This window comes from Billgrantia montanilacus (genome assembly GCF_003336675.1).
GTDB lineage: Bacteria > Pseudomonadota > Gammaproteobacteria > Pseudomonadales > Halomonadaceae > Halomonas > Halomonas montanilacus.
The window spans coordinates 31,365-49,663 of record NZ_QPII01000002.1 but is presented as its reverse complement, the minus strand read 5'-3'; the positions used below and the strand labels follow the sequence as shown (position 1 = coordinate 49,663).

The following is an 18,299-nucleotide window of genomic DNA, read 5'->3' as shown; positions in this document are numbered from 1 at the left end:
GACCTTGGGCCAAACTGGTTCTGACATTGAGGAATGCCGGTTCCCTTTACTCGGGTAGTGCGCTGGCCGCGCAGCACAACACGAACCGACCCGTCGCAGGTCGGCGCCCAGGTGGAGACTCTTTCACCCATGGCGAGTGGTCCTCGTGAATCGAGTTCTGCTCGCCCTTGATTACGTTCAGATTATTACAGCGACCCTGAACGGATTCGGTCCAGAATGATAGATGCAATATCCTTGCGTGCCTGAGGGTCCTGTTCTACCAGTTTCAGCAGGGCGTCGCGGGGGATGGCCAGGGTTTCCACCGGTCCATCCGGCGTAACCTGTACCGTTGCCGTTCGCGCTCTGGCTTCGAGAATGCCGATTTCACCAAAATGGTCGCCTGCCTGCAGCGTTGCCACCTGTTGTGTCCCATTCGCATCCTCGATCAGCACGGCAACTGCCCCGGTGAGCAGGATGTAGAACCAGTCGGCATCATCTCCCTGGTGAATAATGATGTCGTCGGCCTCGAAGCGTTTCAGTGAGCCGGTCCCGGCCAGCGTTCTCAGCCGCTCTGAGGTGAGCGCAGGCAGGGCTTTGTGCACGCGAGTGGTCAGGTAGCGCTGGCGCAGCGCAGCCGCGATTTCGCCGGGCACCAGATCATCCTTGAGCACAATGGCAAGGAAGTCTTCCCGCGTCATCTCCAGTACCAGCGTACGGGTTGTCGACAGGCAGTTGGCGGTTCTATGACCCTCGCCGAGCAGGCCGATTTCGCCAAAGTAGCTACCTGGCACCAGGGTGGCCAGGTGTTCATCCGACCCCGACGTGACCTCGACGGTGCCTTCAATCAGAACATGGAATGTCTCGGCCCGCTCTCCCTTACGCAGGATGTAATCACCTGGCTCATGGTGGCGGGCGGTCACATGGTCCAGCCGTTCGCGCATGGCGGGTTTCGCCAGACGACCACTTTCGAAAAGCTCATCGAGTGCGTTGACGGCCAGTTGCGAGTGATCCGTCTTGTCCGCCGCATGCTCGGTGCGCTCGGCTATAAAGCGGATACGGAATTTGCGATCCGGTGCCGGCAGTGGAGCGAGGACGGTGCGCAGCGGATCATTGGCCGGTACGCGTTCGAACGTCCGTCGGTGAATGATCCGGCTGATCGAAACCAGCGTACACGTCTCTACCAGCCCCCCCGCTGGGCAGACGCGTTTGCCATATCCGTAAGGCGCGTAGGCGCGGCGCTGTTTGTGTTCATTGCGTGGTGCGCGACACCGGTCTGGATCGAATCGGTGAGGCTCCGGATAAAAGTCGGCACTAAAGTGGTTAGGGACCCCGCTATAGACGCAAAATTGCCCCTTGGGAACCGTGTGGCCGTTGAACTCGAAGGGTTCATCGACCATGAACGGCATGCCAAGTGACACTGGATGCAGTCGCATCGACTCCTTGAGCGCCGCATTCAGCGTGCTCATGCCGCGCAGATCGAGACTGTCCGGCAGCCCGTCGGCATAGGCGCCGTCCACTTCCTCGCGCACACGCTCGTAGTGATCCGGGTTCGACAGCAGGTCGTGCAGCAGGAAGGCGACGGTGCGGTTCATATACACCACGGTACCGATAATGCCGTACTGCAGCGTTGCCACCAGATCCTTGCGCGGCAGCGGGTTGCCGTCATCGTCTGTGGCGCTGACGAGGGCATCCAGGATCGTGTAGGGCATGCCATGGTCTGCCGGGCGATTTTCATAACGCGTGAGTATTTCATCCGCCATTTTCATGACGTCGCGCCGCAGCTTCTTGTAGGCCGGCAGATGGACGCTGAACTCCGGCACCTTCTTCACACCAATGTTCATGACCCACACCGCGTAGCGGTTGGCGGTATCGAAGTAGGCGTCCAGGCTCTCACCGCACAGCAAGCGGCTGTATTGATCGAAACTGATGCGCGTGCACAGGTCCATCACTGACACGGTGCTGCCCGGCGAATGTCGGTCCAGGCCCTCATCAACGCAGCTAACGAGGTCGGGAATAAACTCGGCGGCCAGCTGACGAGAAAACGCGAGACGTGCCTGATTGCGCAGATTCTGATACGCACCGACGGGCTGCGTCAGCAGCACGACACCTCCGATCTGTTTGTCCACCGGACCGAAAAAAGCCTCTCGGCTCATGCCCTGTTCGCGGAATTCCAGGAGGTGGTTCAGCGATTCCGGGCCCGCCATGATGGTGTAATTGCGAAACAGGTAATTGACTTGGAACACTGGGCCGAGCTTTTCGTACGCCTCACTGAAAAATCGATTGGCGTCTTTGGTCAGCAACTCGATGGTGTTCCCGAGCAGGGGTAGGCCAGGTAGGGTGGGCGGAGGCGTGGACTCGGTGGGTTTCGATGCTGTCATCAAGCAGTTTCCTGTGATTGGGCTCGTGGACCGGCAATACGCCGCATGCTATCGGCACTGTGCCAGAGTGAGAATAAATGGGTCGCGTCTTCAGGCACGCCCGTCATGCCCTGCCTGCAGGTGGCCGACCTCCTTTTCCCGAACGCTTGGCAGTCGGTAGCAGCTCAGTCGAAAAACACCGCGCAGGAGCGTATCGCTGACCACCGAGAGATTGTTCGTGGCGACGATCAAGCGGAGGCGTCGCCGCGAGATCTTGACCTGTTCGCTGGCCGTGTAGCCCGGATTGTCGGCAATCTTGCGCAGCGTGGAGAGTGCCATGCCGATCGACCAGCTACAGAAGCGTCGAATGCCGATCTCAGAGGCCGGAATGCGCAGCGTGTACTCTTGGGCCAGGCGCAGATGATGATGGGCGACGGCCACCAGAAAGCGGATGCCGTCGTGATAGCCGGGATGATCCTGCCAGTTTTGTGTCCGCATCAGGTCAACGCCACGCGCCTCGAAGACGTCACGCGGGAGCCAGCAGATGCTGCGCTGGCGATCATCCCAGACGTCTTTCAGAATGTTGGTCAACTGCAGCCCCTGGCCGAAGGACAATGACAGGCGCCGAAGCTCATCCCGCTGATCGTGGATATGCGGATTGATATCGGCGAACAGGCGGGTCAGCATTTCGCCAACGCAGCCAGCCGCCACGTAACAGTAATCGCGCAGGCAGCCACTGTCTTCGAGACCATGCGGGTTCTTCAGGCGTTCGAAATCAGCCATGCCGTGGCACATGGTGGTGACACAGTCGCGCAATGCCCCCTGTTGATCGACCGGCAGTTCGCCGAACGCGCGCAGCACGCCGGGTGCCTGGACGATGAGTTCTCGTTCCAGCGGGTCTTGTACCAGTCCGGTACCGAGCAGCCCCTCGGAGAACCTCTGGGCGGTGCTGGCATCACTCAGTCCTGCCAGCAGACGCCGGTAGTGAGCGTCCTTTTCGTCGGGCGCCATGGCGGTGCTATCTTCCACCGTGTCGGCAATACGACACAGGAGATAGGCGTTGGTGATTGCCGGGCGCAGGGGCATCGGTAACTGTGGAATGGTCAGGGCAAAGGTCCGAGAGACACCGGGCAGCAGCCGGTTCTGTAGGGCGAGCGAGGCAGGCCTCATAGCAGTCTCATCTCCGATGTCGGGAACAGGGTGTTTCCCGCTCGAGCCAGATCATGTTGAATGTCTCCGATGTCTCGGGATTGACGTGAAAAAAGCTATGCGCGATAAACAAGGCGCATTTTTCCACGAACATGCAGCCGGGCTATTCTAATCAATTGGCCGCATCAACAGGCGTTAACCAGTAATACACGGAAGGAGGCCGTTGGAATGAAAGCGTACCGGTCCGCCCAGCGACCTGCAACGGCCCCGGTCACGTTAACCCAGCTTTTTCATCAGGGTGCCAGATTGGCCCTTTCTGCTGGTTCGGGTCTGGCGCCGGCCCACTGAGGCGCGATCAAGCCGCCTGATGACCATCAGTTCTCTTCCATTTCTATCTAAGGCTTTTCTGGCAAAATGCTGAGCATAAGCGCAGGCGGGCTCATCGGCCATCGACAGGCTTTGCCTGTTTGTGATTGGATTGTTGGGAAAGGCTAGGGCGGATAGCGGCGCGGCTGTGTCGCTGGTAGTGTGACGGTGATTCAATCGGGGTGGCCTTTAACCAGACGCTAGCAGGGCGTAACCTGACTTTTGAGATCGACGTTCTCGTCGTTGAGCTGGGCTGACCCATTAAACGCGCTGTTTATTGTTAACGGCACTCTCCATTTTTTTGCGATGCAGCGGCATCAAGGGATGAGCATGGCTTCTGAAACAGCCTCCAAGACGCTCCCGGAGACAACAAGTGAATCCCCTGTGCAGATCAAACTGGCCAACCCGCGCGGTTTTTGCGCCGGGGTCAACCGGGCAATCGATATCGTCAATCGCGCACTGGATGTGTTTGGCCCGCCAATTTACGTGCGCCATGAGGTCGTCCACAACCGTTTTGTGGTCGAATCACTGCGCGAGCGTGGCGCGGTGTTCGTCGAAGAGCTGGATGAAGTGCCGGATGACGTCATCGTGATTTTCTCCGCCCATGGCGTGTCGCGTGCGGTGCAGCAAGATGCCGAGAGGCGCGGGCTGAAAGTCTTCGACGCCACCTGCCCACTGGTCACTAAGGTTCACATGGAAGTGCTGCGCTACGCCAAGCGCGGCCAGGAGTGTGTGCTGATTGGTCACGAAGGACACCCCGAAGTGGAAGGCACCATGGGGCGCTACGACACCTCCCATGGTGGCCGCATCTATCTAGTCGAGGATGAACACGACGCGGCCAATCTGGATGTCAAAGACCCCACCCAGCTGGCATTCGTGACCCAGACTACGCTCTCGATGGACGACACCGCCAAGGTAATTAACGTCTTGCGGAATAAATTCCCCGAGATCAGTGGCCCGCGAACGGATGATATTTGCTATGCCACCCAGAACCGACAAGATGCGGTGCGTGAGTTGGCCGCCGAGAGCGATTTGGTTCTCGTGGTCGGTAGTGCCAATAGTTCCAACTCCAATCGGCTGCGTGAGCTATCCGAGAGCATGGGGAAACCGGCGTATTTGATCGACAGCGCCGAGCAGATCGATGCGAGCTGGCTGGATAACGTGCAGCGCGTGGGTGTCACTGCCGGGGCCAGCGCGCCCGAGGTGCTAGTGAAAGGCGTGATTGAACGGCTGAAATCACTTGGCGCCGCCGCACCGAAAGAGCTAGAAGGCCGCGAAGAAACCATCACTTTTTCCATGCCCCGTGAGTTGCATCAACTGGTAATTGCTAGCAGCTGATGCAAAGTGATGCTACCCAGTCGCAGTGGACACCCCGTTAACGCAGTTCACTACAACGAGGTGCCTCATGGCGAAGCAAGCTATCCCAAGGAAATCGTGCATAGCGATTATGGCAGCATTGTTTTCATCTATTCATAGAGATTATGTTGTAGTTTTCTGCCATAAAATGATTGACATAAAGAAATTTCATTCGTCTGGATGAATCTTCGCTGATCCGGTTGGGTTTAAATGCAGTAAAATTTTGCCAGTTGGAAGCATCGTCAGGGCGGATGATCGATATGGTGGAGCCCTTTTCTGTTCGTAGGGGACGTTGCGCGAAAGCTTCAGGCCAATCACCTGCGTGACGTAATGTGTTGGAGGGTCATGTGCACACAGTGGCATTGTTTTTCTTTGCTAATGTATTGTTCTGCCTTGCCTATATGGTTCGTGACATGGCCTATTTGCGCGCCATTACAATTCTTGCAGCGTGCAGTACGCTGCCTTATTTTTATTTACAAGCAGTACCGCTCTATTCTGCAATGGGGTGGCAGGTGGCTTTTATCGTTATCAATTCCTTTAACCTGACTGTACTGCTGCTTCATCGCCGCCCCATCAAGCTTGATCAACTGGAGCAATGGCTACATGAAACCACGCTGCGTTTTCTCAAGCCACGAAAAATGCGTCGATTGCTCCGGCTGGCCAAAACCCATGATATAAACAAGGGCGAGGTTCTCATCGAGAAAGACCAGGAACTGAATGCGCTGCTTCTTATACTGTCGGGGAGGGCCAGGGTCGAAGCCAACCGGCAGCAACGCGCTATGCTATATCCCGGTGATTTTGTCGGTGAGATGAGCTTTATCAGCCGCAAGCCCACCAGTGCAGATGTAATTGCGGAAGAGCCACTACGCTATTTAGTGTGGCAAGCCGAAACCCTTGAGCAATTGTATGTGCGTGATCCCGAAATGAAAGATGCCTTGCAAAGCGCTATTGGTATGGACATGGCGAATAAGCTTGCCCGTTGATTCTTGGCCTTGATGTCTGTGTGCCGAACCCAGGAAGATGGCCGAATGGTGTGTACGATTCCCGCTTATCCTGACACTGGAGGCTATACGCTGCCGGTCCCACCAGTAGTAACCAAGCTTCTGTTTCAATAAGCGAATCGTGGTAGTGTGAGGAAAACCTTGAGGAATGTTCGGGCATGGCATCAAAGGCTCCCATCCATACCCGCAAGCGCTATTGGCACTGGCTGCAGTACGCTGGCGGTCTGTTGATCGTGATGCTGTTGCTTGTCGAGAAAACCGGCCTGTTGCCCTTCCCGTTGCTGGAGCGTCTGGAATGGCAGGCATACGACATGAAGGTGCGCAGCACCTTGTCGGAACAAGCGGACCCCTCCCTGGCCATCGTCGATATTGACGAACGCAGCCTGTATGAGGTGGGCCAATGGCCATGGCCGCGGGCTACGCTTGCGGATTTGGTGGACACGCTGTTCACTGAGTACGAGGCTGGGTTGCTGGGTATCGATGTGGTCTTTGCCGAACCTGAAACCTCGCTATGGCAACAGCACTGGGAGGAACTCTTCCGCGATTACCCGGCGCTCGGTGAACTGCCGCCGCCTGTCGATGGCGACGAGCAGTTGTCGAACGCCCTGGCGGCCCACCCCGTTGTACTTGGGTACTATTTCCAGGCGTCACGCCAACCCAACGATCCGCCCTCTGTCGGGCAGTTGCCCCGCCCTGCGTTCGTCGAAGCGTCTGACCCGCTGCCGTTTCCCGCGCCCGAGCGCTATACCGCCAACCTGCCGATTCTGCAGCAGAACGCGATGAGTGCGGGGTTTTTCGATAATCCCCGTGTGGACGACGACGGCGTATTTCGTCGCGTGCCCATACTGCAACGCTGGGAAGGGGAGCTTTACCCCAACCTACCGCTTGCGATGTTGCTCACACTGCTGGGCGAGCCACCGATCACACCGGTGCTGGGCGAGGGCGCTGGGGTGACGCAGATGGAAGCCCTTGACGTGGGAGGGTTCGAGATCCCGGTGGATGGTCGTGGCGCCGCACTCGTGCCCTGGTACGGGCCGCGTGGGCATTTTGACTATATTCCGGCAGTCGATGTGCTGGAGGGGCGCCTGGAGCCGGGGGCGCTGGCGGGAAAGACGCTGATACTGGGGGCCTCCGCCCCTGGGTTGATGGATTTGCGCTCCACGCCGGTGGGGGGTGTCTACCCCGGGCCCGAGATCAACCTCAGCCTGCTGGCCGGCATGCTGCATCAGAGCATTCACGCCCAGCCGCCGTGGGTACTCGGGTTCGAGCTTGTGAGCCTGGCAGCCTTGGGCATTCTGATGGTGCTGCTCTATCCGCATCTCAATGCGCTACTGCTGGTCGCGATCAGCAGCGTACTGCTGGCGACGGCGATAGGCGGTAACCTCTGGGCGTGGTACCAGGGCCTTGCGTTGCCAATCGCCGGGTTGCTGGTGCTGCTGGTGGCCCAGATGATATGGCACCTGGCGATGAACTTCCTGCGCGAAACCCAGCAGAAGCGCTGGGTTGCCGAGCGTTTTGGGCAGTACATCCCACCGCAGCTTGTCGAGGATATGGTCGATAGCGGCGAAAGCTTTGGGCTGGAAGGGGAGGAGCGTGAACTCACCGTGCTGTTCTCGGATGTACGCGGCTTTACCGCCTTCTCGGAGACCATTGCGCCTGCAGAGCTTACTGAGGTGATGAACCGGCTGTTGACGCCGCTGACCGGTGCGATCCATCAGCATCGCGGTACCATCGACAAGTACATGGGCGATGCCATCATGGCGTTCTGGGGCGCACCGCTTCGCGACGCGCAACACGCCGAACACGCACTCGAGGGCGCCTTTGCCATGCTCGACGCACTCGATGCCGTCAACCGCGAATTCATTGCCGAAGGCAAGCCCGCACTCGCCATGGGGGTAGGGCTCAATACCGGCCCCATGAGCGTTGGCAACATGGGATCCAGCTTCCGCATGGCGTATACGGTGATGGGGGATAACGTCAACCTTGGCTCGCGCCTGGAGGGATTGACCAAGGCCTATGGCGTGAGCGTGATCGTCAGCGAAACCACCGCTGAGCGGGTACCCAACTGGTGTTTCCGGCGGTTGGATAAGGTGCGGGTCAAAGGGCGCAGCGCACCGCTTTGGATTCTCGAGCCGCTCGGCCGCCGGGAAGCGCTTAGCGAGTCACGGCGTGGGTGGCTCGCCACGTACGAGCAGGCGCTAGACCTCTACCACGCGGCGGATTTTACTGCCGCCGAGCGCGCCTTCAAGGTGCTAGCCAATCAGCAAGACGCCCCTACGCAGATGTACCTTGAACGCATCGAGAAGTTCAAGGTAGAGCCACCCCCATCCGACTGGGATGGGGTCTGGACGCACATGGAGAAGTGACGTTACCCGAGTTATTCAGGTTGAGGGCCATCAATCGGGATGTCTGACTGCTCGAATACGCCGGTACCGCTGTAGCTGCCGATATCGCCCCAGGCTTCAATCAAGCTAATGATGGCGGCGGCATCTGCGCCGATATAGCGGCCTGTGAACCTCCCGTCGTCGAAGCAGGCACTATCCTCACAGCTCACATGATCAAGCGGGATATCAATGAGATTGAACGACTCCCCGCTGCCCAATAGCGTGCCAAAGTCGTCCAGGCGAATCTCAATGTCAATACCAAAGTTGGACAGCTGAATAGCGCTATCGCTGAGAATAGGGATGATAGCGCCACCTTCGTTGGGTACCAGCCCGGTGCCATCCATCCATCTAAACGTAACGGAAGCCAATTCATCAATCTCGAAGGGATACGCTTCGTTTATCGTTAAATCCGGTGAGGCGGCGATAAAGACGACCGACTCCGGCAGTACATCGGTAGTGCCATCCAATGTCACTTCCTGCCCGCTCTCCCAGTAGCCCCAAACCACCTCACCGGTTTCAATTTCCCTCGAGCCCTGAGCGAAAGGCGGCGTGTTGGACTCATATAGCGCGCCTATATAGTCAGTGCCGACTATTGTGGTAAGGGTATTTTCAAAAACAACGGGTTCAAAACCTATCCAAGGCTCTGGCTCCGGTTCCGGCTCTGGCTCTGGTTCCGGTTCAGGCTCTGGTTCCGGCTCGGGTGTGGACGTTACAACATCTTCGGCATCACGCTCAGTCTCGCTTAGCAGCTCATTGGTATCGGTTGCACTCAAGGTTGCCTGCAGTTCCGTGGTGTCCGTTGGTGTCAGCTCGGCATTGTCGAAAAAAGTGTCTTGAGTGGCAGGTGTGTCCGGGTCAGTGGGGGTTGTGCCTCCTTGTGAAGCCTCCGTCGGGTGTGTGGTGTCATCCTCCTCGCTGCCCTGGGGCATGCTCTCTTCGAGTTGCTCGAAGATACCGATGCCACCCGGTACCAGGCGCGGCGGTTCATCCAGCGCAGGGGAGAAATAGACCTGGCCGGGGCGCACCAGGGTTTCGCCGGCGGCGGTAGACATGACAAGCAAGCCGCTTTCCACATAGAGGTAACTGCCGGCTTCGACGTCGGGCAGGGAGGGTATTCCTTGCTCGGGAACATGCAGCATCTGGAAGCTGGTCCCGCGGATGCCCATGGTGGCAACCGGGGTACTGTTGGTGACATTGTCCGGGGCATCTCGGCCAATGGCGCCGGTGATGGCACGCAAGCCGCCGCGGACAAGCTCGCCACCCTGGGTTGAGTTTTCCGGACTATCGTCATCGAGCTCATAGCGCTCAAGCGTGTAGGTACTGTCTGGGCGAATGGCCTTGGTGCCGCCATCGCTGTAGCGCAGCTGTAGCGTGCTGGCGTCAGCGGTGTGGAAGGTGTCACCGGCAAAGAAGTCGGCACCGCGTTCAGCGGCAATGCGCTCGCCATCGCGTTCGATGGTGGCGTCACCGTGAACAAACATGACTTGCCCTGCAGGCGTATCGGCGTAGACGAACGTGGGCAGCAGCGCGAAACCGCCGACACTCAGCGACATGAAGCATGACAGGGGGTGCTTGGGAAAGTAACTCATGACCGGCTCCGTCAGAAAAGGTAGCGAATGCCGACTTGTGTCTGGCGGCGGCGGGTATCAAAGAAGTCGACCGACGAGCGTCGGCGCTCGACATCGGCACTGGCTTCCACCAGCCAATCGCTGCTGAGCTGGTAAAGCCAGGTGAGGCGTGCCTGCCAGATTCGATCGCGGCGCTTCACTGACGAGAAATCGTTGTAGGGTGCGAAGCCGTCGTCTTGATAGCTGCGCATGCGATGGCTGAGGTCGGCGCGTAAAAGCTGTCGGTCGCCGATGGGGTAGTCCAGGCCGCCACCCAGGCGAAGCTGGGTCAAGTCGCCACCTTCGCGGTCATCGGTGGCCCATTCACGCTCGATCTGAGCCACCAGGCGTGTGCGCCATGCTGAGTGCCGGCGGGTGAGTTGAATGCCAAGCAGGCCTGTATCGTGATCGTTTCTCGCTTCACTATAGTGGTTGTGCTGGGCGCCCAGCTGCCATGTCAGCTCGCTGTCGAGACCAATGGGTTGACTCAGAGCCGCACGGGTGCCCCAACGAGTCAGCAAGCGGTCCTGGCTGCGTCCACTCCATCCCCTTAGCGCAGAGCCCCGCAGCGTGAAGACCTGCTGCTGGGCCAGGTCGCGTTGGTAGCCTAATTGGGCCTGAGCCAGGGTGAGATCATAATCATGAACTGCATCCAGGGTGTAGCGCTGCGTCTGGCCCACGGCATTGATTAGCCAGCGCGACTGCTCATCCACTGGGAATGTCCCTTGGTAGCTTCCTTGTAGCCGCTGATAGGTGCTGGAATCAGGGCTGAATACCTGCTCATCCAACCGGGCCACGTCGCCATCGGGTACCAGTCCCATCTCGGTCAGCGCTTCGATCGCGCTGCGTAAGCTCGGTTGCAATGGATCAATCGCGACCTCACTGGGAAACCGCTGCGGGTTACTGTCGTAGCCGATGTCCATGCCAAAACGCCCCTGGTGTTGAGGGCTGTGTTCTGCGTGACGGCGCTGCGTGATCGCGGCTTGAAACCGCCCGATCGCCGCCTGTGCTTCAGGGGGCGGTGAGAGCGCCTGCAGGCGCTCGATTTCGCGCTCGGCGGCGGCACGCTGGTCGAGTTGCAATAGCGCCGCCACGCGCTCCATGCGGGCACCTCCGTGGCCCGGTTGACGGAGAATCACGCGATCCAGAGCGATCAGGGCATGGCTTGGCGACCCGGCACGCAGAGCGGCCACGCCGAGCCAATAATCGAATTCAGGCTCGCCGCCGTGTTCAAGCTCACCCGCCTGAAGCTGGTCGTAGGCGGCCTGGTGTTCGCCTCGTTCAAGTGCCTGGCGGGCTTCATCGAGGTCGGCTTGATACGCCATGGCGGGTGAGCAGAGCAGAACGAAGAGCACACTCACCAGGGAGGCGAGTCGGGCCGGCGAAAACGTAAAAAATCGCCTCATGAGGGAAGGCTCCAGGCCAGTGTATCGGGTAGCGCATGCCGCAGTTCGGTGGAAATCTGCTCGCGCAGGTTTGGCTTCAGGTGGGTGACCCAGAGCGCCTTGGGCACCGATTCGAGCGTGGCAAGCAGCGCGGCGAGGCGGTCCGGCGTCAAGTGACAAGCGACTTCGGCCAGGGCATCGAGGTGGTTGGCAAAGGCACACTCGATGATCAGGCAGTCCAGCGCACCTAACCGATTGAGCGACTGCGTCAAGGTGACATCCAGGCCGGTGTCGCCACTGAAAGCGAATTTCATGGTGTCGTCACTCACCAGGTAGCCGCATGCGGGCACGCTGTGGGAGACGGGAAAGGGAGTGATGGTCAGCGATTCTCCACCAGTAGTGGGAATCGTGAGGGAGTCCCAGTGGGTTAGGGGTGAAAAGCGCAATACGGCGTTATCGGAGGAGGGTAAGGTGCTGAAGTCCGGCCAGATAGCACCATTGAAGATATGCCGCTTGAGTGTCTCTATCACCTCGGGCAGTGCGTAGACAGTCAGAGCCTCCTCCTGCTCAACCAGTCTTTCGTATTGGGTGTCGATGAGTAGGGGCAGGCTTGCAATGTGATCGAGGTGGGCATGGGTCAGCAGCACGGTGTCGATACACGCCATCTGGGTCGGGGTGAGTTGCTGGGTGCCGGTGCCAGCATCCAGCAACAGGTTCGGCGCGAGCAGGAAAGCGGTAGTGCCTTCCCGGCTTTCAATTCCGCCGCTTGCCCCGAGTGTTTGAATGTGCATGGTATCTGTCCGTCAGCGATGGGTGTGAATATCAGCGCTATCGAAGGCACCATCATTGCCACTTGAGGCAGTCGTTGGATGAGGCGTTCTGTCTACGTTGTCAGCTGAAGTCGAGCCTTAGGCTATACGGATTGATTGCTGACTGTCGAGTTACACGGATAGAACGTTGCGAGATCATGGCGGGACGCCTTATCGGGCAAGCAGAACGCCCTTCTGGCACTGGAAGGACACTTAACCTGCCTGAATCAGGTAGGAGCAGGTGGAGATCATGGACTGCTTACGAAATCTCTCGATCGTTGTCGCTAGCTAAGTGGCTACCGTCGAGTGGTGGAGTAGGGCGAAGGCGTTCGGATCAACTATCGCCCTGCATTAACGGCTTTCATCTTCGTTTCCCGCCTTGCGGAATTTCGGCCCCCATGGGCCAAGCCACAGCCAGACCTGAAGCACGACGAGAATAGGCAGCAGCCAGGGCGGTGCGCCGGTGACCGATGCAAGGACGTGATAGATCAGATAGGCCGTGAAGCCGGCAATGAGGCCCACGACCGGGAACATGAAGGGGCGCTCATAGCCGGGCCGGCGGGTCAGGCGGAACAGTGAGCCGGTGAAGGCGCCAAAGGTGGCGGCCATGGCGAGGGGCAGCAGGATCTCTTGCATGGGAATCTCGTTATTCTGGATAGCGTCTGGCGTCGAACTCAGCGTAACGCGTTCGCCTTGGGAAGGACATTACGACCTTTGACTAGGCGGAAGGAACGGGTCTTCGGCTACCATCGCTGGGCTCCTGAAGGTTGCCCTTGCCCGGCCGACTAAAGAGGCAGCCTGTCGCGCAGGGCAATCCAGGCACGACCCAACCACTCGTTCAGCGCCCGGGTGCTCTGGTTGAGGTGATAGGCCCGGGGTATCCAGGCGTGCCACCCTTGTGGCGGCGGGCTGGCGAATTGCGTCGGTGCAGGGATGACAGTCATCCCGGCGGCTTCGAACTCGGCCACAGCCCGAGGAAGATGCCAGGCCTGGGACACCAGCGCCACATGGCTGATATCCGCGGCGAGGAGCATCTCGGCGCTGAACCGGGCGTTCTCGGCGGTATTGCGGCTTTCGCCCTCCAGCCAGCGCACCGGCACGTCGAAGACCTCGCGCAGCGCTGCCGCCATCAGGCTGGCTTCGGCGCTGTGCTCGTCATGCACCCGGCCGCCGCTGACCAGTATCGGCAGCTCGACGCTGCGATGCAGATGCGCCCCGTAGGCGAGGCGTCGCCAGGTGGCGTTGGCGGGGGCATCGCCCCAATCGAATTCCGGGGCATCGTAGTCACGGCCGCCGCCCAGGATCACGATGGCCTGCGCGGTCTCCAGCTGGCTGGGCATAGGTACGGGGTAGGGCTCCAGGCCCTGGCGCAGGGCGTGGCTGGCCAGAGGGGTGGCGAGAGCCAGTAGTCCGATCAAGCCCAGCATGGCCAGCAGTGCGCCAAGCAGGCGCCGAAGTCCGAGCATCAGCCCGATCAATACCAGCAGCACATTGAGAGTGGGTGGCAACAGCAGGAGTTTCAGGTCGCTCATGTCGATCTCCGGCGGGTCAGGCGTCGCTGAGCAGTTCCAGCCGGCGGCTGGGCCAATGGACCACGGCGGTACGCCGAAGCATGCGCTTGGCCAGTTTCGGGTGTTCGCGGTGGATGACCCGAGTGGCGAATTCCGTGAGAAAGTGGGACTTCATCACGGCTCGGGCTCGGTCGACGCCGACCTCCTGGTAGGGGGTCGAGGCCAGCAGCAGGAAGCCGTCATCGGGAATCCTGCTGGATTTCATGTTGGCATCGATGATGCCCGCCGCGGTGCCGATGGGCTGCGAAAGGTCGGGGCTATAGGGGCCTACGATCAGGGCGGTGTTGGGCAGGTGCAGGAAGTCGAAGCCGCGGCCCACGCAAATCACCCATTCCCGATGCTCGATATCGAGTTCACGGGCGACGCCCCGCAGTGAATCCACGTGCTGCAGGTTGCCTTCCAGCAGTGGCAGCAGGTCGCGACGAATATCGCTGGGCATATCGGGGCACAGGGCGGTGACTCGCCGCTCCAGGTCGCTGGCGTCGGCCAGGCCCAGTTCGCTCATGTCGAGGCGTGTGTCGCCTTCGCCATGCACGATCAAGGCGTCGCCGTCGGTTTCGAAACCACAGACCAGGGGATAGACATGACGATGGTCATGGCCGAACAGCTGCTCGGCCTGGGCGCGAATCTCTCGGGCGTGGGACAGGGCAGCCTCGGCGTCACAGTCAAAGCCGGCACAGCCGCGATTCTTCTCGCCCCGTGAAAAGTGATAGGTGATGATCATCAGCACGCCATGGCCACCGCGAGTCGCCTCGTACACCGTATCGGTGAGCATTTCGCCCAGGTAGGGCCAGCCGAGATGGAAGATGCCACCAAGGTTGCGAAAGGGCGTGATGATGCCCAGCGGCGTGCGGGTGGCATGGGGAATGTGAATGCGGCCGTCCATGCACTTCATGACCATGATGCGCGTGGGGTGCGCGGCGAGATAGCGCTCCCGAGCCAGCCAGGCGGAGGGGCTGCCGAAGGTGTCGGCGTGCTCCCGGGAGAGGGAGAGCAGCGCCTCGATTCGTTCTTGAATGGGGCGGTCGTGGATGCGCATGGAGCGGCTCGATCGTTGTTATTGTCGGCTTGCCTGAATCGCTATCGTCCAACAGCTTGCGCGAATATGCAAAACCGCCCTTGGTCGCATTCGTGGCTCAGGCGATGTCGATCTTGCCCTTGAACTCGCAGAGATCCTCGATGACACAGCTGCCGCAGCGTGGCTTGCGTGCCACGCAGGTGTAGCGTCCGTGCAGGATCAACCAATGGTGGGCGTCCTGGAGAAACTCCCTGGGGACATGACGCAGTAGTTTCTTTTCCACTTCCACCACATCCTTGCCCTTGGCCAGGCCTGTGCGGTTCGAGACCCTGAAGATATGGGTGTCGACGGCAATGGTCGGCTCGCCGAATGCGGTATTTAGGATCACGTTGGCGGTCTTGCGGCCGACGCCCGGCAGCGCTTCCAGGTCGATACGGGTTCTCGGGACTTCGCCGCCATGCTGTTCGACCAGAATGCGGCAGGTCTTCATCAGGTTCTCGGCCTTGGTGTTGTACAGGCCAATGGTCTTGATGTGCTCCTTGAGCCCGTCGATGCTGAGGTCGAGTATCGCCTGTGGTGTATTGGCTGCCGGGAACAGCCTTGCGGTGGCCTTGTTTACGCCGACGTCCGTGGCTTGGGCGGAGAGCAGCACTGCGGTGAGCAGCTCGAAGGGGGTCGACCAGTGCAGCTCGGTGGTGGGCTCGGGGTTGTGCTCGCGCAATCGAGTAAAGATCTCGTGGCGTTTCTGGGCGTTCATCTCGGGGCCGCTTCTCTGGAGGTCAGCATGATGGGGTGATGTCGAGGGATGCGCGGGCATCGTCAAGCAGCCTGCTCGCCTGTGCTACCCGATCCCGCGCCGTCTCGATCGCCTCGACAGTGCCCTGGCGCTCGGCATGGGCCAACTGCTGCCTGGCCCGGCGCAGGGCCTGTTCGGCGGCGTTGACGGCCATCTGCCGTTGTCGCTGTTCGAGCCGGTTGTCCGAGGTATTGCGGCTGGCCCGTGAGGTCTGGCGGATCAGGCGTCGCTGGCGTTCCAGGCGCTTCTCCCGTGCCTGGCGCGCCAGGCGTCGGTTGCGAGCCGTGAAGCGTTGGCGACCATTGCGGGCACGGGCATGCAGATAGTCTTGCTTGGCTGCCTCGCTGTCGGCTGCAAGCCAGTCGGGGTGGGGCAAGAGGTCGATGCAGTCGACCGGGCAGGGTGCGATGCAGAGCTCACAGCCGGTGCACTCCGCTGCGATCACCGTATGCATGCGCTTGGATGCCCCCAGGATGGCGTCGACCGGGCAGGCCTGGATGCACTTGGTGCAGCCGATGCACTCCGCCTCGCGAATCAAGGCCACCAGGGGGGGCTGGGCGGGCTCTTCGAGCGGCGAGGGCTCGCGACCGGTCAATTCAGCGAGTCGAGCGACGGTAGCATCGCCACCAGGCGGGCAGCGATTGATCGGCTCCCCGGCCACGATGGCTTCGGCATAGGGGCGGCAGCCAGGATACCCGCACTTGCCGCACTGGGTCTGCGGCAGGGCATCGTCTATGGTGTCGATCAGAACGTGCTGGCCCGTCACAGTGGCTCCTTGTTGGGCTCGTCGACAGGCCGATATTGTACGTGCTTTGATGCTGAACAGGTACCTGCGCACGGCCAGACGCCGCGTCAGCTCGAGGGCGTCGTGGTCCACTCCTGTCGACCGGCAGCGCCGGCCTTGACCCGATTTCGCCCGCTCTCCTTGGCCCGGTAGAGCGCGTTGTCTGCGGCCTGCATCAGCGCAGTAGGATTATTCGACGCGCTGGGGTGGCAGCTCGCAACACCGATGCTCACCGTCACGCAGGCGGCGGTCGGCGAGGTGGCATGGGGCAGGGCCCGCTCTTGGATGGCCAGGCGCAGCGCCTCCCCATGATCGATGGCGGCTTCGAGCGAGGTATCCGGCAGCAGCACGCTGAACTCCTCGCCTCCGGTGCGCGCGACAAGGTAGTCCTGGCGGCCGAGATGGCGGCTCATGCATTCGGCGAGTGCGATCAGGCACTCATCGCCGGCAAGATGACCGTAGTGATCGTTGTAGAGCTTGAAGTGGTCGATATCGATCATCAATGCCGACACCTCATGGCCGGAAGCCTGTGCCATATGCACGGCCTTTTCGAGGCGCTCATCGAACAAGCGGCGGTTGGCGAGACCCGTCAGCGAATCATGTTGTGACAATTCGAGCAGCAGGGCGGACTGCTGGTGCTGGTGGTCGAGGAGATTACGAAATTCCTGGGCCAGGGTGCCGATCTCGTCGCGTCGCTTCAGTAGCGAAGCCGGCATGGGGGGCGGCAATGCATCATGATGCATGCGTTGGGTGAAGTGCGAGAATTGGCGAATCGGCGCCAGCACAATTCTCTCGAGAAGCCACAGTACTACCAACAGGGTCACGACCAGTACGCCAACTGTCCAGTAGAGGGCGAAACGAAAGGTTTCAAGGCTGGCCTGATAGCGCTGGCGGGGAAGCAGGGTATCGATGCGAATCAGGTGATCATCGGGCATGGCCTCGACCGTTCGACTGGCCGTCATGCGATTGGCTGAAATACGCTCAAGGCCGTCGTGGGTCACGTCATTGTCTTGGGCGATGCTGGTCAGGCTCAGGTCGATGCCGGTCGTGTCGCGCAGCTGTTCGACCCAGGGCGCCGAAAGGGGGCGTACCATCAGCAGCCAGCCGGCTGACGGGGACACTTCCCGACTCTGGTAGATGCCTGACATGGTCGCCATGGCCAGTTCGGGCTTGGCGAGCAGCCAGGTCTGTGGTTCCTCGTTTTCGCCCTCGAGCCTGGCTTGCAGGAAGTCGATGTAGGTATCGGCCCAGTCGCAGGGGGGTGCCGTGCCGGGGCATGAGGTGAACTCGCCCTCGCCGTTGTAGCCCACTACCCATCTGGGCTGATTGTGGGCATCGAGAAAGATCATCAGGTCAAGATCGAGGGTTTCCAGGGTGCTCTCATAGAGGTTGGAGTCGACATACTCCGGCCGTTCACCCTGAACAAAGTCGTAGGTGTCGTCCCAGAAGGCCCAGTCCTCAACCAGGCGCCGCATATGGCCCAGCTCACTGCCAATGGCGCGCTCGACTCGGTCGAGTTCACCGCCGGCATACTGTTCCTCGTCCTCCAGCAGAATCGGCATGATCTGGAAGCGTGCAATCGCGACAAGGGCAAGAAGAGCCAGGCACAGCACGGCACATAGCGACAGGAGAAAACGATTACGCAGTGAGCTGTACAGTGCAGTCATCTGGCGCGCCTGTGTCATTTGTCGCCGGTGGAGTCGAGAGACAGGCGACGTTAAAGTGGGTGATCTCTTA

The 18,299-nt window shown here is 60.2% G+C and carries 14 protein-coding genes; 3 read left to right on the top strand and 11 right to left on the bottom strand.

Features of this window, described 5'->3' with window-relative positions; all coding sequences use genetic code 11:
• Positions 1 to 185: 185 nt before the first annotated feature.
• On the bottom strand, positions 186 to 2,357 hold the full coding sequence (locus tag DU505_RS02875) for a cytochrome P450 (RefSeq protein WP_114477503.1): 2,172 nt from the start codon (positions 2,355 to 2,357) through the stop codon (positions 186 to 188).
• 90 nt (positions 2,358 to 2,447) lie between these two features.
• Complete coding sequence (locus DU505_RS02870; RefSeq protein WP_114477502.1) at positions 2,448 to 3,506, bottom strand: phytoene/squalene synthase family protein; 1,059 nt, start codon at positions 3,504 to 3,506, stop codon at positions 2,448 to 2,450.
• A 675-nt stretch (positions 3,507 to 4,181) separates the two neighbouring features.
• Here DU505_RS02870 and ispH point away from each other — a divergent pair.
• The 3 genes from ispH (at position 4,182) to DU505_RS02855 (ending at position 8,574) form a co-directional block, all read left to right on the top strand.
• Complete coding sequence (gene ispH / locus DU505_RS02865) at positions 4,182 to 5,189, top strand: 4-hydroxy-3-methylbut-2-enyl diphosphate reductase (protein ID WP_114477501.1); 1,008 nt, start codon at positions 4,182 to 4,184, stop codon at positions 5,187 to 5,189.
• Positions 5,190 to 5,554: 365 nt separating this feature from the next.
• Positions 5,555 to 6,190 carry a cyclic nucleotide-binding domain-containing protein gene (locus tag DU505_RS02860; protein WP_114477500.1) on the top strand — a complete coding sequence of 212 codons (636 nt, stop codon included), beginning with the start codon at positions 5,555 to 5,557 and terminating at the stop codon, positions 6,188 to 6,190.
• A 176-nt stretch (positions 6,191 to 6,366) separates the two neighbouring features.
• Positions 6,367 to 8,574 (top strand): CHASE2 domain-containing protein, encoded by a 2,208-nt coding sequence (locus tag DU505_RS02855; protein ID WP_114477499.1) that lies wholly within the window; start codon positions 6,367 to 6,369, stop codon positions 8,572 to 8,574.
• Positions 8,575 to 8,585: 11 nt separating this feature from the next.
• On the opposite strand, the gene DU505_RS22475 is transcribed toward DU505_RS02855, so the two are convergent.
• From DU505_RS22475 to DU505_RS02800, 9 genes are all read right to left on the bottom strand, one after another.
• Positions 8,586 to 10,181 carry a FecR family protein gene (locus DU505_RS22475; RefSeq protein ID WP_181872708.1) on the bottom strand — a complete coding sequence of 532 codons (1,596 nt, stop codon included), beginning with the start codon at positions 10,179 to 10,181 and terminating at the stop codon, positions 8,586 to 8,588.
• Positions 10,182 to 10,192: 11 nt separating this feature from the next.
• A complete protein-coding gene (locus DU505_RS02835) occupies positions 10,193 to 11,605 on the bottom strand; it encodes a hypothetical protein (protein WP_114477495.1) in 1,413 nt (470 codons plus the stop codon).
• Positions 11,602 to 12,375, bottom strand: a complete 774-nt coding sequence (locus tag DU505_RS02830; RefSeq protein WP_114477494.1) for a 3',5'-cyclic-nucleotide phosphodiesterase — start codon at positions 12,373 to 12,375, stop codon at positions 11,602 to 11,604. The genes DU505_RS02835 and DU505_RS02830 overlap by 4 nt, the downstream gene beginning before the upstream one ends.
• Before the next feature lie 369 nt (positions 12,376 to 12,744).
• Complete coding sequence (locus DU505_RS02825; RefSeq protein ID WP_114477493.1) at positions 12,745 to 13,029, bottom strand: hypothetical protein; 285 nt, start codon at positions 13,027 to 13,029, stop codon at positions 12,745 to 12,747.
• 149 nt (positions 13,030 to 13,178) lie between these two features.
• Positions 13,179 to 13,925: a YdcF family protein gene (locus DU505_RS02820; RefSeq protein ID WP_114477492.1), complete on the bottom strand. Its 747-nt coding sequence runs from the start codon at positions 13,923 to 13,925 to the stop codon at positions 13,179 to 13,181.
• 16 nt (positions 13,926 to 13,941) lie between these two features.
• Positions 13,942 to 15,003: a hypothetical protein gene (locus tag DU505_RS02815; RefSeq protein WP_114477491.1), complete on the bottom strand. Its 1,062-nt coding sequence runs from the start codon at positions 15,001 to 15,003 to the stop codon at positions 13,942 to 13,944.
• A gap of 97 nt (positions 15,004 to 15,100) precedes the next feature.
• The gene (gene nth, locus DU505_RS02810) at positions 15,101 to 15,739 is read right to left on the bottom strand and encodes an endonuclease III (protein ID WP_114477490.1); all 639 of its coding nucleotides are present in this window, start codon (positions 15,737 to 15,739) and stop codon (positions 15,101 to 15,103) included.
• 22 nt (positions 15,740 to 15,761) lie between these two features.
• Entirely contained in the window at positions 15,762 to 16,544 is a 783-nt protein-coding gene (rsxB, locus tag DU505_RS02805; RefSeq protein WP_114477489.1) for an electron transport complex subunit RsxB, read from the bottom strand.
• An 86-nt stretch (positions 16,545 to 16,630) separates the two neighbouring features.
• Positions 16,631 to 18,229: a diguanylate cyclase domain-containing protein gene (locus tag DU505_RS02800; protein WP_181872707.1), complete on the bottom strand. Its 1,599-nt coding sequence runs from the start codon at positions 18,227 to 18,229 to the stop codon at positions 16,631 to 16,633.
• Positions 18,230 to 18,299 lie beyond the last annotated feature (70 nt).

Coding starts and splice junctions, on each gene's coding strand:
- DU505_RS02870 (WP_114477502.1), bottom strand. CDS start 3,506: ATGAGGCCTGCCTCGCTCGCCCTACAGAACCGGCTGCTGCCCGGTGTC.
- DU505_RS22475 (WP_181872708.1), bottom strand. CDS start 10,181: ATGAGTTACTTTCCCAAGCACCCCCTGTCATGCTTCATGTCGCTGAGT.
- DU505_RS02800 (WP_181872707.1), bottom strand. CDS start 18,229: ATGACTGCACTGTACAGCTCACTGCGTAATCGTTTTCTCCTGTCGCTA.
- DU505_RS02815 (WP_114477491.1), bottom strand. CDS start 15,003: ATGCGCATCCACGACCGCCCCATTCAAGAACGAATCGAGGCGCTGCTC.
- DU505_RS02875 (WP_114477503.1), bottom strand. CDS start 2,357: ATGACAGCATCGAAACCCACCGAGTCCACGCCTCCGCCCACCCTACCT.
- DU505_RS02830 (WP_114477494.1), bottom strand. CDS start 12,375: ATGCACATTCAAACACTCGGGGCAAGCGGCGGAATTGAAAGCCGGGAA.
- DU505_RS02855 (WP_114477499.1), top strand. CDS start 6,367: ATGGCATCAAAGGCTCCCATCCATACCCGCAAGCGCTATTGGCACTGG.
- ispH (WP_114477501.1), top strand. CDS start 4,182: ATGGCTTCTGAAACAGCCTCCAAGACGCTCCCGGAGACAACAAGTGAA.
- DU505_RS02820 (WP_114477492.1), bottom strand. CDS start 13,925: ATGAGCGACCTGAAACTCCTGCTGTTGCCACCCACTCTCAATGTGCTG.
- DU505_RS02825 (WP_114477493.1), bottom strand. CDS start 13,029: ATGCAAGAGATCCTGCTGCCCCTCGCCATGGCCGCCACCTTTGGCGCC.
- DU505_RS02835 (WP_114477495.1), bottom strand. CDS start 11,605: ATGAGGCGATTTTTTACGTTTTCGCCGGCCCGACTCGCCTCCCTGGTG.
- nth (WP_114477490.1), bottom strand. CDS start 15,739: ATGAACGCCCAGAAACGCCACGAGATCTTTACTCGATTGCGCGAGCAC.